A 16,838-nucleotide genomic window follows, 5' to 3' on the forward strand; every position below is an offset into this window, starting at 1 on the left:
TCGGCAACCGCTGCATCTGACATGCTTATTAAATGTCGTAGTTATTCGAAGGACTGTGAGCGATAATGGATTGCACGACTCGTTTAACTACAGATTTCGCGGCATCCTGGGTGGAATTTCCGCTGATCTCGTCCTCGTTAACTTCGATAAACCCTTTGCCCCCAATGATCTCTCGGGCTGTCTCAAGTTCGCCCGCACTGATAGAATCATGGGATACCAGTGAGATCAGGCCGGCGTCGTTCAACACCTTTGCCATCTCCGCCGTACCGCGGAGCGTTTCTCCACTGACGCTCTCAAGCAGCATCGTATGGTAACCGGATGACACTAGTCGCTTCTCCACTTCCTTGGCGAGAGCTACCGTATCCGAGCCAGCAAACCAGACCGTGAGCGGAGATTGTCCTTTCTGCTGGGCGCGAACCTCTCTCGTGATCCCCGTATCCAGCGTGGCAAATCGGCTGTCTCCCTTCAGCGCCTGATCGATGACTCCGCAAGCGGACGTCATGTTGGTGACACGATCAATGAGGATGAAACCTCCGATGCTCTTATTGTGTTCAAAGGAATCGAAGACGATCTGATCCGACAGCGTGAATTCACACTTGGCCAATTCGTTCTTAACAATTTGATCCGCCGGAACGGTATGGCCCGTGTTAATGTCAATTTTATGGGTAATCGCCGTTACAGTGCCTGGAAGAGTCTTCGTTCCGACCTTAACCCAATAATGCTTGCCCGGAGTCAGGACGGAATCGTCCATCCACAGGATCGTTGAAGAGAAGCTGTCAGCTTCTTGGACTTGATTATCCACCGTGAGCACGCAGCCCCGCGAGACATCAACTTCGCGGTCCAGTTGTATCGTAACCGGTTGGCCAGCATAAGCCGAATCCTGAACTTGGTCCGTCACCAAAATCCGCTTAACCTTTGCTTTCTCCCGACTTGGCAGAGTCATGAGTTCGTCTCCGACCGAAATCTTTCCAGCCTCGATCTGGCCCTGGAACCCACGGAACGTATGGTCCGGTCTGCTTACACGCTGAACCGGCATCATGAAAGACTTCGTATCATCAGTAGTATGAACATCTATATTTTCCAAATACGGCAATAAAGCTAACCCTTCGTACCAAGGAGCATTCGGCGACTGGGTTGTGATGTTGTCCCCTTCCGTTGCGGACACGGGAATGACCTGAATGCTCTTGATTTGGAATTCGGCCGTCGTTTGGATAAACTCTTCCTTGATCGCCTCGAACGTCCTCTGATCGAAGCCGACCAGATCCATCTTGTTCACAGCCAATACGAGATGCTTGATCCCCATCAGGGCGCAGATCCGGGCATGGCGTTTGGTCTGGGTAATGATGCCTTTGGTAGCGTCCACCAGAATGATGGCTAGATCGGCAAAGGAAGCGCCTACAGCCATGTTGCGCGTATACTCTTCGTGTCCCGGTGTGTCCGCCACGATGAAGGAACGATGAGACGTCGTAAAATAACGATAAGCCACATCGATGGTAATCCCTTGTTCGCGTTCGGCCAGCAAACCATCGAGGAGCAGCGAGTAGTCGATCTTGCCGCCTCGGCTTCCCAATCGACTATCGAGCTCAAGCGCGCGTTCTTGATCGGCGAACAGCAGCTTGGCCTCATAGAGCATATGTCCGATCAGCGTGGACTTGCCGTCATCCACACTTCCGCAGGTAATGAATTTAAGTAGACTCTTCATGTTAGAAATAGCCCTCCCGTTTGCGTCGTTCCATGCTTCCCGCCGCTTCTTGATCGATAACCCGACTGGTCCGTTCGGAAGATAACGCACCCAATGTCTCCTCAATGATCTCGTCCAGCGTAACGGCATCGGACTCGACTCCGCCCGTGAGCGGGTAACAACCCAACGTACGGAAGCGAATCTTCTTCATCTCTACCTTCTCGCCAGGCTCAAGCTTCATCCGCTCGTCATCCACCATGATGATATGCCCGTCACGATTAACGATCGGTCTTACGTCCGCGGAGTAAAGCGGAACGATATCGATGTTCTCCCGACGAATGTATTGCCAGATATCCTTCTCAGTCCAGTTGGACAGCGGAAAGACTCGAATGCTCTCTCCCTTGTTGATTCGCGTGTTGAACAGCTTCCACATCTCCGGACGTTGGTTCTTCGGGTCCCACGAGTGGTTCTTGTTCCGGAACGAGAAAATCCGCTCCTTCGCACGCGACTTCTCCTCATCACGTCTTCCGCCACCGAACGCAACCGTGAATCCGTATTTGTCCAATCCCTGCTTCAGGGCTGTGGTTTTCATAATGTCGGTATATGCGGAACCATGGTCGAAGGGGTTGATTCCTTGTTGAATAGCCTCTTCATTAGAGTGCACGATCATCTCGATACCAAATTCCTTCGCCTTTCGGTCGCGAAACTCAATCATTTCCTTAAATTTCCAGGTTGTATCGATATGCATGAATGGGAACGGCGGCTTCTCGGGGTAGAAAGCTTTGAGGGCCAAGTGCAGCATGACCGAGCTGTCCTTGCCGATGGAATACAACATGACCGGTTTCTCGCACTCCGCTGCTACTTCTCTGATAATGTATATCGCTTCAGCCTCAAGTTGATCCAGATGTGTTAATTCTTGCATGGCAAGGCGGCCTCCTTTTAATCCTCACTAAAACCATCGTATTTATAAACTTATCCTATCAGATTCCATCTTTATTGCAAAGTGGAAAAAAGTAAAATTTATGATGTCTATGTATTGGATCGACAATATTCAGCATTGAGTAGCGGCTCCCTCCTATAATAAAATCGCCTAAACGAATGATTTTTGCTGAGCTGCAAATGGAATCGGTTGGTTAACGATCTATATTCCAATCATGATCGAGGGCCATGGAATTTGGAAAAGCTGCCGCCTGTAAAGTACAGACAGCAGCTTCAATGAATTGCCTAGTTTTTCAAAATGTCCTTTAAAATCACTTACATGTTCCAGATCCGGGACAGAATAACTGCTGCTTCAGCTCGGGTCAATGATTCAGTTGGTGCGATTTTGCCACCTTTTCCGTTGACGATTCCGCTTCCTACGAGGGAAGTTACACTATCCACCGCGTAAGCGGAAATACTTGCAGTATCGGAATAAGGAACCAGATTCCCTCTGCCGGCAGATGGCTTACCTGCTGCTTTCAGGGCTTTCGCTGTAAGAACCATCATGTCTTGACGGGAAATGCTGCTGCCTGGTTTGAACGTGTTGTCTTCAAATCCAGAGGCAATTCCCAGTTCCTTGGCAATGGCCACGGCCTGTGCATAGTAAGCAGTAGGCTGTACATCGCTGAAGGCCGCCGTGTTCGTGTCCTGGCCCTTCAATTCAAGGGCTCTCACCAGCAAGGTGATAAAGTCAGATCGTGTAATGGAAGCTGCAGGAGCGAAGCTCTCATCCGATATTCCTTTAATAATATCGCGTGCAGCCATTGCTTCAACGGCTTCCTTTGCCCACAGGACATGCTGTACATCGGCAAAAGACTTGGTTACGTAGGCTACGGCATACGTGCTGAATTCCGTTGTCTTAAACACAACCGATCCAGATTTAGCATCGTATTGTCCGTTCGGTACAACTGTTGCCTTTCCTTGAATGTCAATATTCAGGATCACCAGTTTATGTGCATTGGCAAGTTCTTGGCCAGCAGGTGTGTACGGAACAGATACCGTTACAGGCGCCGCTGGATTATTCCAGGCCAGCACACGGTCCCCAGCTTTGATGCTAAGGTCGATGACCGGACGGCTGCCCACTTTGGCGCGGACCTCTGCGTTCAAGCGATCTGCCAAGACTTTGCTAATCTGAATAGAGACTTGATCCGCTTGTTCCGTAATATTAGACAGCATGTTGGACGGAATTTGAAGTGCTGCATGGTCTGTCTTAAGTACAAACTCAACATTATTATTGCTCTGCAGGTTTGAAGTTGGCAGCTGCACCACATAGGATTGAGCATTCGCCTGCTTCGGCACTTCGATGGTAACCTGCTTCTTGCCATTTGCACCTGGAGAAGCCTGTTCAATCACTTTATTCAGGCTGTCGCTAGAAATGGTTGCTGTGGCTGTCCCATTTTCGACTTTAACTACCGGCACAATTGCCGAGTCGCTGCCTGGAAGCTGTGGTTGAGGCTGCGGAGTTGTTCCGGAGTTCGATCCGCCACTGCTGCCACCATTGTTCCCCCCGCTGTTGTTGCCTCCACCGTTGTTGCCGCCACCGTCGTTTCCTCCTGAAGAAGGTTTGCCCGTAAGCGTCAATTCACCGAATACGGACGTATCCTGGTAACCTTGACCGGATGGATCGTTCCATGCGTTCACGCTGATTCTGTTGCCGTCTTTGGCATCATTAATCTGCGCATCAAAGCCGATCTTGGCATTATTCGCAGGCTTCACCTTTTTGAATGGAATTTTCATCTCGACCGTGTAGTTGGTACCGGAAACAGAGACTTCGGATTCGAAACCTGCTGCGATTTCCGCAGGATTAAAGGTAGCAAGGTTCTCGAAGTTTACTCTGTACTGTCCATCATCATCCTGGAAGCTGGACGTTTTGCCGTTATTTTCATCGACGAATACCTCGACGGAATCCTGCTCCCATACATTCGGATTGGTCTTGTTCAGTTGATCGTCTCTGACTTGAACGAGCACATAGAGATTGTCATCATCCCACAGTACTCTTGCCGTTCCTGTTGCACCGGACCACGCCATTTGCTTCGTATCCAGTTTCAACTCAGGAGCTTTGCTCCATATGCTGTCTACAGAACCATCAAGCGACGGTGTCCCATAGTGCGCACTTGATTTCTTGTAATCAAGCTCTTCGGGTGGATTTTCTGCCAGGTACTTCTCCGGATCAACGACCCCGTAGAAGGCCTCTTTGGCTTGAAAATCCTTGTCGAACAAGGTTGGATTCTGCTCGGCTCTCCAGCTCGTGCTGTCATTCAATCCCCAGAAGGTCACACGCGGAATATGCTCGCTGTTCTTCTTATAGAGATCCATCAATGAGGCATACAGATAGGCCTGCTGCTTCGCTTCTTTTTCAGTGATTGCAGAGTTGGTGCCTGCCATAATGTCCAATTCGGTGACACTGACCTCCACACCCAAGGAAATGAATCGTTCGAGTGACATCTTCACATTGTCCAATCTCGTACCCAGATTGTAGTGAGCTTGCATGCCGATGCCATCAATCAGTTTCTCGCCGGGGTGATCTGCGGCGTAATTCTCATTGATCTCTTTCACCATGCTGTAGATCGCTGTAGATTTATTCTGGTTGTCATCGTTGTAATCATTGTAGTAAAGCTTGATATCCCAGCCATTCTCGTCAATGACTTCTTTGGCTGCAAGGTATGCCTCCTCAAGAAAGTCAGGGCCGATGGCCTGTAACCAGCCGGAATTACGCAATGCATTTTCCCAGTCTTGGGGATTAGCCGGGTTGTCGTTCATGGCTTCGTTGACAACGTCCCAGGAAATAACCTGGTCACCAAAGTGTTCAACGACCGTTTTAACATGTGTTCTCAGGTTCGTCAGAGCTTCTTCACGGCTCAAAGGTTCGCCGTTTGCTGCCGTATGCAGCCATGTAGGAGACTGCGCATGCCATACGAGCACGTGCCCATGCAGATCAAGGCCTGCATCCTGTACTCTTTGGACAAGGGCATCTTCTGCAGTGAAATCAAATTGTCTGTCCGTGTTGTATGCATAATCCGGCTTCATATCATTCTCAAACGTGACGACATTGTGATGCTTCGTCAGCAGCTTGAGCCGGGTCTCGTCAAAGGTCGCCGGATTAACAATGTTACCGATCAGGAAATCATCCTTGTAAACCTCCTTCAGATCAGGAAGGTTTTCTTGAATCGGAGGCGCTGCAGTTACAGGACCCACATATTTTAGAGCAAAATCATCCAGGAAAAAGGTACGGTTCCCTCTATCGTCATCTGCCGTTTCAATATACGCATTGAGTATGCTTGGAGTCGTCGTGAGTGTATACTTCCCTGTTAGATGTACCCACTCTTGATCCGTAACGGTTGCATTTTGTGAAACGTTCGCATAGCCACTGTCCGCATATTGAACACTAATGCGAAGTGTTGTAGACGCTTCGCCAGGTGCCATTTTCACCCACGCAGACAGCTCATATTCGTGATTCTTCGCCATTTTGCCTGCAGCATCAACCAAGGCTGCATCATATTGCGCCGTAGTCGTTACAAGCAAGCTTTGCTTGCCGTCAGATGTATGATTATCTTCTTGGGAGAGGACTACCGTTTCGCGGCCATTGCGTGCTTTGAATCCATCCAGACCGCTCTCAAAGTCTGCAGTGATTCCTGTTTTATCCACAATCTCTGGTTCGGTTTCACCAGGGGTTTCTTCCTGGGTGATCGTGATATCCCCGATATAGAATTGCACACCTTTCCCTGCATCATCGGATTTAATCCGCAGAGCTGTCTTATCCACACTGGTCACGGAGAGAGGGGCAGAAAGCGTAATGCCTTGGCCCGCAATAAAGTCGGAAGAGCTAATTGCCGAATATCCTTCTAAGTCAGACACGCCCTTATTGGTTACAACCTCCAGGACGGCTTTCCCGGTTGCAGATGGATTAATATCCGTATCGACATAAACGGAAGCGCTTACAGAATACTCTTGGCCATCGGTCAAACCAATATCAGTGAATGCAAGATCCACGCCATCCCAGTTATTGGATCGGTAACTGACTTTCAGCGCTGCTCCATCATCATTGCCCTCAAACGGCTTACCTGTGACAGCTTCCAGCTGGGCACCGCCGGATTGAGTTGCTTTGCCCTTACCATTCTGGAATGTTTCCTGATAGACAATCTGTGAATTAGATGCTGCTGGATCTGCTGCACTTACTGTCGAAGCCGTCAAGCCGCCCGGAAGAAGCAGAGCCACTGCGAGTAACCCGGAAACGACCTGCTTAAATGATTTCCTCATTCGAAGCCTTCCCCCCATACCAAATTTTTTATAAACCATGTAAAGCGCTTACATAATTTACTGTAACCAGCCTCCTTTCACACCAGATAATACCACTTCATGGAAGAGAATTCTTACTCCAAATTAAAGGTGAATCCTAGATTATTTCAGGACTATATCAAGTCTGATAAGGTAGGAATTTATATTTAAGAAGGATTATAAAAACAATGAAGTCCTTCGAAAGAGTTTTTTCGAACTTGCTGCTAACACTTTTGATTTAAAATCTGAAAATTGGTACAACCAAGGATTTGGGGAGAACGATACATACCTTTTTCATTTGTAGATGGAGACCAGGTTATTGCCAACGCTTCTGTAAACATCCATGAGCTCATCATTCACGGGGAGAAGAAGAAAGCGATTCAAATCGGCACGGTGATGACACATCCCGATTATCGAGGGAAAGGATTTTCCACTCGTTTAATGAACAAGATTTTAGAGGATACGACAAGATTTTTACCCCAAGTTTGGGTTTAAACCGGTGGAAGAACATCTTTTTTCAATGGATTATATAATATTGACCTCTTCGATGTTATTGGTTTAAACGAAATCCATATGACAGATATATTACATCAGATTGCAGAAGAGGATACGGAGAAAATAACCTTCCATTTCACGCCAGGTGCAACAGAACATCTCGTTCTAAAAAGTACCCTCATCAATGACGGCTTATTTGTAAGAACCACTGGTGATCTTCTCTACCCTGTGCAAGTTAAACATCCGATTACTTCGATCGCTTAATGACTTATGTAATAATCCCCACCTCTAGCTACACTTTAAAAAAATCAAAGAGGAGCAGAATTTCCCTGCTCCTTCGCTATGCGAAACTTCTTTCTCTCATCAAACGTAAATTCACAAGGTATAATGCAATTAGCTGCCCGTTCAGCATGATCTTATGACCATAATAATGAAGGAGGGGACATTCGTGGCTTTTATCCCGTTAAACTGTCCCAATTGCAACGGAAGAATTGAATACAAAGAGGGTGAGATTTTAAAGTGTCCCTATTGTGAAACAGAGCTTTTATTGAAGCAAAATCATGTCTATTACGTGGACCAGACCATTAATCACTACCACGGAACGCCCCCAAAAACAGCACCGAAGCTGAACGTCTCTGTAAGGCTGGTGCTGATATTGATGCTGCTGCTAACCGGGGCCATCGGCACTTATTTTTATTACAGCGTCAGCTCCACTCAACCCCAAGTAGAAGCCAATCTGCCTGTAAGGAAGATGCCTGAAAGCGAGGTTCTGCTCTCCTTTTTGCGGGATATCTTCGATAAAGGCTCTGCCCTGCCTACCGAGGAGGAATTGGCTCGTATTCGCTATTTGACCGTGGATTATTTGGATAATGACCAGTGGCAGTTTACATACAGCTTCTCCGATCCCTTCAGCGATGAACAGGCCGACAAGATCACGTATGTTACTCAGGACAAGAAACTGAATACTCAGGAGATCGATCAGCGAGATTTTGAAGCCTTTACGGGACTGACAGCGTTGGACTTGACGGGAACCTACGAAATTGCCCAGTCGAACCAAACCACGTTTGCTCATATGTCCGGATTAAAAAGCTATGGTGGCGCTTTTAACGAATCTTTCAGCACGTTTTCGGACTTCTTTGGTGACAAGTCCAAAGTTACGGAGCTTTCCACTCAGCTTCGCAGCAATCAGGAATTGGCCCTACTGCTGGAATTCCCTAATCTGAACTCGTTATCCATTACCTATGTGGATGAATCGGTAACGGATTTTTCTTTGTTGAACAAACTGCCGCTCAAGTCCCTGTCGCTCACCTATATCAATGAACTGGGATGGTTGTCGTCTATGACCGGGCTGACTTCCCTGTCCATCGATTACAGTGAAGCCACAGACCTGCAGCCGCTGTACGCCTTAACTCAGCTTCAAGAGCTCCGGCTTTCTTATTTAACCAACGTAAAGTCCATCGACTTTGTGCAAAATATGCCTGCTTTACAATCACTGGATATTGAAAATTTAAATTTCTCCAGTCTGGAGCGTCTGACCGACAAGACTTCCATCACGAAACTACGCCTGGCTTCTTTAAGCAAGCTCAGCTCGGTCAAACCCATCAACAGCCTCTCATCGCTGCGAGATTTAACACTGTCCGGTTATTATGAGAATGCAGAAGTCCTGACACTGCCTAAAGTAGAGCGAGTGGAAATTCCGAGCACCTTTCTCCCCGGGCTGAAAGCGCCCGCCGCAACCAGCCTGACGCTCCGTGGCGGAAGTGGAGAGTTGAATTTGGCGACGCTGGGGAAATTTCCGAAACTTAAGCAACTCTCACTCTCGGAGGTCAGTGAAGTAACCCGCCTTGGCGCCCTGGACGGCTTGTCCAGCCTAGAGGCCCTAAACATTTACGACTCGTCACTATATAAGGAGAGCGATGCTTTATTTCGTTTGAAGCAGGTCAAATCTCTGATGTGCTCCGAGTGCAGGTTGAACTTTGAACAACAGGCGGCTGTGGAGAACAGCGTGCTTGAACATTTGACCTTAGAGCAGCCGTATTTCAGCATAAACAACACCTCTGTTAATGAAGTTGACCAAATGATGCCTTACTTTGCCAAAATGTCCGCTCTGCGTTCCTTCACTCTGCAAGACAGCAATTTGGCTTCTCTCGAATTTATGAGTAACTGGCAGGCCATAGAAGAGCTTCATCTCGAGAACAATGCCATTTCCAATATCGAGACCCTAAGCCAGCTGCCTAATCTGCAAAAGGTATATCTATCCGGTAATTCCGTACAAAACAAATCTGTGCTTGGTACGGGTGTGCACGTATATTAATTACCGCCTGGGACGATGGGGAGTTTTAGACTACTATAATTAATGAACTCACTCCAGAATTACTCACAAATTAATGGATGGTATTAAAACAAAGACAAGAAGGGGTTCGAGAATCATATATGAATTCTCGAACCCCTTATGTTTATGTTTAGCCTGTTCAGTATGAATAAACTCCTGCCAAATAACAGCCCTCAAACCCGCATTCCACCGTTGCCCTCATAAATAAAGTCATTCTACAAAACCGTGTTTTCCTCCACTTTTGACTCAACTTTTTGTATCACAACTTTATTATAATCTGAATAATGTCTTGATAGAAAAACAGGGGAAAGGCAAGGGAAAAAGATAGGGATTAGGAACAGTTCAAGGACCACTGCAAGCAGGAAACAAAGCCAGGTAATGAGTGATTATAGATCGGAGAGAGTTCTGGGAAGCACTTAAAGCGAGAGAAAAAAAACGAGGAGACGCCTGAGAAATGCAGGTCTGATGCGGCATTGCAGTTATTTTATACGCAGGAAGAAGAGCCTGAAGAAAGGATTAGATGGCATCTGAGGCTTCGTAGAAAGCGAGCCTGGGGAAAAGAAAAGCCGAGCGAGGATCAGGTGGAATGCCTGAAGATCGGTCGGCTTTTTGTGGGTAATTAGAGGCATGAATTGTTGCTAACACTTGCTTCCATTAACGAGTTATCACGTCTTTATTCAATTTTTAGCAGGGGTTTATTTGGAATGTCATGTGTATATTAGGGGGTTACATAGCTGTTCATAATTAATAAACCCCTGCTAAAAAACAGCCCTCAAACCCGCATTCCACCGTTGCCCTCATAAATAAAGTCATGCTACAAAACCGTGTTTTCCTCCACTTTTGACTCAACTTTTTGTATCACAACTTTATTATAATCTGAATAATGTCTTGATAGAAAAACAGGGGAAAGGCTTGATGGATCTGGGTTTTTCCCCTTCTCCACTCTTCCTCTCCCCGATTTTATCACGTCTTTATTCGATTTTTAGCACAGGTTTATTATGAATAGCAGGTATTTATTAGTTTTCTACATAGTAGGGATATAGGTTTGGGGAAATAGGATTTATAAGATTTCGCAAACATAATCCACAAATTTATAGAGATACTACTTGAGATAATTCAGTCTTCATAACATTTTTCAACTTTTCTTTCTCTTGTTTCATTTCCTCCCTAACATTAGAACCACCGAGTATTTCCTCATATGAGCAACCGTATATCTCCTCCAAATCAAGGTATTCCCATAACTTATTAAGAACCTTTCTTGCTTGCTCAGAAACGGATTCTGAGAGATATAATTCGTTGAAAATTAAAGTATCGTTCGCATCAGACCAACTTTCATAAGCTGAATTGATTTTTATTCTCCTTCTCACCGAATTAATTCGCATGACGGCATCTGCATTGGGTTCACCGTCTACCCAAAGATCCATTATTTCTTGCATATCTTTTTTTGTTACACCTTCCATCTCTAAATAAGCTTTAACATCGTCTTTATTTACATTCTCAAAGGACAAGTCCCTATATTTACCGTGCAACGATAAAATAGCCCCATATGCAATTTCAATACTTTTATACACCTCTGGATACCTTTCATGTTTTTTGGATATATAAAGCTCGAAGTCCTTAAATGCTCTTTGTTGTTCGTGTTTGAGTTTTTCAATTTCTGCATTAAGCTCATTTCTAAATTTATCATTTACTTTAGCTAATTCACTTTTCTTTTGTTCAGTTTCGGCATTAATCATTTTTGTTAGCTCAGCTTTATGGCTCTCAAGATTTTTATTAAAACTTGAAGTTATCATTGAATTGGTAGTAGTTTTCAAAATAAGAAATATAGCCCCCATTACTAATGCTGTGATACTTATACCTCCTATATACTTCAAGAAATCATCAATTAGAAATTCAATTGTATCTTGACCCCACATGTACTCTCTCTCCCTTTTATATCATTTCCTTCTTTATTGGAGTCATATCCAAAATCAATCTGCTTTAGAACTACAAAAATTGCTCTATAGTTAATTTAATTTCTTTATTATTGCCTCCAAACCCTGCATACAACTGAACTTGATAAACCGTTGCCTTCCCTTGCTTCTCCATTAATTCTGCTATCGCCCATTTAATTTTTCTGATTCTATAGCTGTTTATATCCTCTGTGACTGCCAACAAATACTCCCATGTCTTGCTTAACTTTTTGTGAAGAAACCATCTCTTAACCCCTGCGGCTCTTCTAATGCTTGCTGGAACAATCCTAATTGGTTTGCCATCATTATTTAGAAGTGTCTTAACCGCCTCTTTTGCAAGCCTCAAGCACTCTTCATCCCTTTGGTTCCAATCAATTACTGCTTTTTTATTCTCTCTCTTTCGAATCTCGGGTGTTACTTCTTCATACCAAATTCTATCATGAGCAATAATCCATGTATGAAGCCCCTTCCCGATTACTTTTAACTCAGCTCTCGTAGCCCCCTGATTATCTTGTATTAGCTTTATCCATTTACTCCTTCGTTCACTTAACTCATAAATGGGTTTTCGATTTGACTTGGATGGAATTCTTCCTACTGTTGAACTACAATTGAATAAGTCTGCGACTTCTAAGCCAAGAAACTCTAACAGTAAAAGATGTCTTAGTGGACTTCTATTCTTATTGTTATTTCTTACAAAAAGCCTCAACCAGTTTGTTTCGTTAGTAATATCTATAGCACTTTGCATAAGATTTAAATACTCAATTGGGTAATAATTCACGAACGCTGTTACCAAATCTTTAATATACAAGTTCCCACTTTTTGAGGCGAGGTTTTTCTCGCGTAATCGGTCTATATAGTAATTGTTAATAAAGGAAAGGTCTTTTCTTTCCTCATTAACGTTTAGTAAATAGAAAACATTACGAAGGTATTTCAGATTTAGCCGCTTTATTTCTTCAGAGTAGTTAGTTATTAAGATATTTTCCAAATCACAGACATCCTCATCCGCACAAATAAAATCAACAATATTATCTGAACATCCTACCTTACTGTTTACTAAAGGAACTTCATGCTTTAAACAAAACAATGCCCCAACAATTTGATGGGATCTCCTCCAGTAACTTTCTCCTAAGTGTTCGTTATCCTCTATGAGACACTTAGGACAGACCTTCAGATAATCATTTAATTTCACTTTGCTTCCTGCGATACCAACCAGGGCTTCAATTCCAGTTCCTTTTCCTTTGATCATTCCATCTACAACAGTTTTAGAATGCTGATTGGATAAAAAGGCAGTATAGAAATTTATAGGTGTGTGATTTCTGATAAGTTCGTGTACCTCTATTTTTGAATTACAGGGTAAGTTTTCTATCAGCTTGTTCAAATGTTGCGGAAACAACGTTGATTTGAATGCTGTTTTTCCGCCAAATACGTCCCGAATGAGAGCTGTTTTGCTTATCATCCCACACATTCTTTTATATCGTGCCACAACACTATAGAGCACTTCGTCTTCGTATAAGATCGGCAAAAAATTCATCATACAATTAGATCACCTTGCTTATATGTCATTTCATCAATATAGCCATGTTCTAACAATAGTTGGTATGCAGGTGTACCCGACTTATTAGCTTGGTCAAGGATTAATCTTATATCATTAGATTCATATTCCTGTTTCATTTTGTTCTTGAGCTTGTTTGAAGTTGCTACAGTTCTTTCCTTGGTTCTCGCTTCATTATAATTTTTCGTTGGCTGAGCTAACACCTCGCTTCTAATATTATTTTTCTGTTCACTTTTCCTCAAGTCCTCATATTTAGCGATTTTATAAGGGTTGCCTGATCGCAGTGCATCCAGCATTGGCTTCATCATTTTAAAATTGTCTCTAACCGTTCTTTTCACAATATCAACTGTTAACTCTTCTTTTCCACTGTGGATTGCCATATGTTGGACGTTGACAAATAACTTGATAATGAGATCCGATATCCCTTGAGTTTCTTCATAGAAAATCTGAATCAATTCATCATTTAGTTGTGTGAATTTTCGGTTCCATTGATATTTCCATATTGAATTCAAAAACAAACGAAACTCCTCGTCATTATTCATGTTATTCCAGATTACCTCGCCACTCCCCGTTACTCTTCTTGCAATCCTAAATTCATTTTGGAAAATTGGATACGATGCTGGTGTACCAATAAAAATTACGGGTACACCGAACGAATTCATAAGAGTAACAAAGTAATTCATCATCTGCTGTACACCACGGTTTTGCAAATGTTGAACTTCGTCAATCACCATCAAACCAAGACCGATATTTTGTGATACAATCCCCATTAGAGGGAGCATCGCATCAACACTTAGATTTCGTGATACATACTTTTTAAAATTATTAGTTCCAAGTATTTCATCTACTTTCATAAAAAACTGAAGTGAAAGTGCCTTTAGGCTTGCATTATGCGGCGTTTGTAAGGTTATATGAACCAATTGTGTTTGGTTAAAATGTTGACCATTATAAGTATCATGCACAATTACTGATGACACGTTACTTAGAATCTTATTAATTGTAGTTGTCTTTCCCATTCCCGAATAGCCAATCACAAGCCCACAACTTGCTGTTGTTCTAAAATCCGTTCTACTATTGATATCAAACGATCTATTAATAATTTGTTTACCCGTTGCATTCACATATCTGCGGTATTCCTTATTAAATGGATTTCTCGCCAAGTATCCCTGAGAAATAAGCGAGAATACCATATTCCAAATTTGGACATGTTGAGGTAAAGGCTGAAAAAGCTTATACAATCGATTAACAATATGCACTCTATATGAGCTATCCAGTTGACGCTCTTCTTCTTTAAAGTTAGGAACGGTCAATAAATTTCTGATAATTGTCTTCTTATCTGCGATTGGGGGTAAAGCTTGAATATAAGGATTTGTGTTATACTCTTCAATCGGAAACTCATTATAGTGGGCTTCCTGAGCTTCCATTCCATTGGGTAGATAGATTTTATTCATCGTAATCTCCATCATCATCATTATTAAAAAACATTCGTAAGTCCTCTGTTTCATTATCTGATTCTTCGGCATGAACAGCGATCGTTTCAACAATTGATGTTTCATGGAATTCCTTTGCCCGTTGAAATAAACGCTCTTGTCGTTGATTTTCCTTTATACCCGCTAATCTTTGTGATTTACTTTTACCAGAATCCCTTTCGGATGCTGTTTTCCTCTTTGCTTCTTCGACAATATGTTCAATTTCAGCAAAGAGATGAACCTTTTCTTGCAACTCTCTCTCCTTGCTCCTCTCATCCATTGTTTGTTCATGCTTAATCATTTGTTCTATTTCCTCAATTCCTTTATTTTCATATTTTAATAAATGGTCTAATAGAGTCAGTTTGATTAAACCTTCGTCACCCTCACCCATCACATAAATATTTGTTAAATCCCGTGGATCAAAGCAGATATTTACTCTCCAGCTACCATTTATACGAGCTTTCTCAAACCACTGATTTTTTAATGCATATTCCGAAGCGTACAGCATCTTTTTATAAGATACTCCTCTGGCAGAAACCAAAGCACGGTCGATTGGGTAGAGGTGAGTTTTAATCATCTCTTCTGACAAAACCCTCAATTGCCCTTTTTTATGTTTTAATCCATGATTCCAAATTTGGATGGGTATCTTTTCTATCCCCTCTTCTATCATTAGTTCATCTAACACGTAATCATTAAGGACATGGTTTTTATTATGGAAAAGCACGCACTTTATAATGATTTTAGTAAAATCCTCAATTGATAGACTTGCCCTCAATCGATGATCGGACTCACCTCTCTCTTTAAAACCCTTTCCATTAATCACAACACCTTCAGCAAAGGGCTTCACTCTCGAATTCATTACTGCAAATGCAACCTCAATTATCCCTTTATAATCTGCATGATATGGCGGGCTGTTTTGTATCGTAATCCCCAAACCTTGTATGGCATTCTCAATCTGTTTGCCAACAAGTTCACCTCTATCTGCCATTACTCTGAGTGGTACGCAGAAGGGCCAATCTTTGTCTTCAATAGTTATGCCATACTTTGAAGCGAACTCTTTCTTGGATGACATACTATTTGCGAGTGCAACCATTGCCCCGCTATACGAATTTAATGATTCAAAGCTGATGTTAATCCCCATAATGAGGCGTGAGTATACATCAACGCACAGAAATACAATTGGGCGACCTACAATTAAATCCCTTGATACGCTGGATGTAAGGTAGATATCGAATAACGTACTGTCGATCTGCAAAAGCGATCCGCATGCTCCACCTGCATCTTGTGTTGAATCGCCAATGATTGTTCTAAAATTTTGTTGATATGCTCTGGTTCCTTTCCTTTTTGAGATCTCCTTTTTAGGATTATTCAATTTCTTATACCAGTACAAAAATTGCTGATAGGTCGGTAAATGGGACTTGTCTATGAGTACGGGTAATTTAATCCCATTTTGTTCAACTTCATCTTTAACAAAGGAATCCCTGAGCATCAGCTCATAAGTGATTTTCAAGGAATTATTACGTTCAGAGTAGTAATACCTATTGAGTGCTTGCTTAAAAACCTTTTTCATCTTATCATCAACATTTATGCCGATGCCTCTTTCACCGCTACGTGGTCTTCCACGCTTATGGTTCCCGCTAATTCTCTCCCTTCGCTTAGCCCCGCATCTATGATAGCTTGGTAACAAGCTATCTTTAGTTTGTGCTCCATGCCAATAGCGAATTAACAAGTTTTTTACTCCGTTATAGCTCAGCTTAAACATCTGCATCGCTTCCTTAATTGCTGGTTCTCTATATTTACTGAGATGCAGATGTTCTTCAGTTTCGACATTATTTAGTATGTATTTTACGATCCCCCAGGCATGCTCCCTCTTCCTCTTCTCCGCATCGCTTAAATCCTCTTCGATAAAAATTCTGCAATAGATATCTTCTTCCAACAGTATAATTTCTGACTGCTCCTGAAACCGCCTCAGTTCATCCATCTTCAGAGGATACGCCCATCTATTACTCGCCATATCGATCACATATATAATTGAAGAAACTCGATTAATATGTAGAATTCTAATGACTTTACCATCACCATATTTAAACAGCATATTCTCCAT

The 16,838-nt window shown here is 43.2% G+C and carries 10 protein-coding genes; 3 read left to right on the forward strand and 7 right to left on the reverse strand.

What is annotated here, in order from left to right; genetic code table 11:
* Positions 1-28: 28 nt before the first annotated feature.
* From AB3N00_RS14100 to AB3N00_RS14110, 3 genes are all read right to left on the reverse strand, one after another.
* Positions 29-1,702 carry a GTP-binding protein gene (locus tag AB3N00_RS14100; RefSeq protein ID WP_413035077.1) on the reverse strand — a complete coding sequence of 558 codons (1,674 nt, stop codon included), beginning with the start codon at positions 1,700-1,702 and terminating at the stop codon, positions 29-31.
* A gap of 1 nt (position 1,703) precedes the next feature.
* Complete coding sequence (gene cysD, locus AB3N00_RS14105; protein ID WP_110755561.1) at positions 1,704-2,603, reverse strand: sulfate adenylyltransferase subunit CysD; 900 nt, start codon at positions 2,601-2,603, stop codon at positions 1,704-1,706.
* Between the two features lie 332 nt (positions 2,604-2,935).
* Positions 2,936-6,916, reverse strand: coding sequence for an endo-1,4-beta-xylanase (locus AB3N00_RS14110; RefSeq protein ID WP_413035078.1), 3,981 nt, complete (start codon positions 6,914-6,916; stop codon positions 2,936-2,938).
* 270 nt (positions 6,917-7,186) lie between these two features.
* Here AB3N00_RS14110 and AB3N00_RS14115 point away from each other — a divergent pair, with 270 nt between their 5' ends.
* The 3 genes from AB3N00_RS14115 to AB3N00_RS14125 all read left to right on the forward strand — a co-directional run bounded on the left by AB3N00_RS14115 (position 7,187) and on the right by AB3N00_RS14125 (position 9,743).
* The gene (locus AB3N00_RS14115; protein WP_413035079.1) at positions 7,187-7,429 is read left to right on the forward strand and encodes a GNAT family N-acetyltransferase; all 243 of its coding nucleotides are present in this window, start codon (positions 7,187-7,189) and stop codon (positions 7,427-7,429) included.
* A 78-nt stretch (positions 7,430-7,507) separates the two neighbouring features.
* Entirely contained in the window at positions 7,508-7,693 is a 186-nt protein-coding gene (locus AB3N00_RS14120; protein WP_413035080.1) for a hypothetical protein, read from the forward strand.
* Positions 7,694-7,976: 283 nt separating this feature from the next.
* Positions 7,977-9,743 (forward strand): leucine-rich repeat domain-containing protein, encoded by a 1,767-nt coding sequence (locus tag AB3N00_RS14125; protein WP_413035081.1) that lies wholly within the window; start codon positions 7,977-7,979, stop codon positions 9,741-9,743.
* Between the two features lie 1,109 nt (positions 9,744-10,852).
* On the opposite strand, the gene AB3N00_RS14130 is transcribed toward AB3N00_RS14125, so the two are convergent.
* From AB3N00_RS14130 to AB3N00_RS14145, 4 genes are all read right to left on the reverse strand, one after another.
* Complete coding sequence (locus AB3N00_RS14130) at positions 10,853-11,677, reverse strand: hypothetical protein (RefSeq protein ID WP_274359512.1); 825 nt, start codon at positions 11,675-11,677, stop codon at positions 10,853-10,855.
* 70 nt (positions 11,678-11,747) lie between these two features.
* Positions 11,748-13,247, reverse strand: a complete 1,500-nt coding sequence (locus AB3N00_RS14135; RefSeq protein ID WP_413035082.1) for a TnsD family Tn7-like transposition protein — start codon at positions 13,245-13,247, stop codon at positions 11,748-11,750.
* Positions 13,244-14,716: an ATP-binding protein gene (locus AB3N00_RS14140; protein WP_274359509.1), complete on the reverse strand. Its 1,473-nt coding sequence runs from the start codon at positions 14,714-14,716 to the stop codon at positions 13,244-13,246. The genes AB3N00_RS14135 and AB3N00_RS14140 overlap by 4 nt, the downstream gene beginning before the upstream one ends.
* Complete coding sequence (locus tag AB3N00_RS14145; protein ID WP_274359960.1) at positions 14,709-16,838, reverse strand: Mu transposase C-terminal domain-containing protein; 2,130 nt, start codon at positions 16,836-16,838, stop codon at positions 14,709-14,711. Before AB3N00_RS14145 ends, AB3N00_RS14140 begins: the two co-directional genes overlap by 8 nt.

Source organism: Paenibacillus xylanilyticus, assembly GCF_047246825.1.
Taxonomy (GTDB): Bacteria; Bacillota; Bacilli; order Paenibacillales; family Paenibacillaceae; genus Paenibacillus; species Paenibacillus xylanilyticus_B.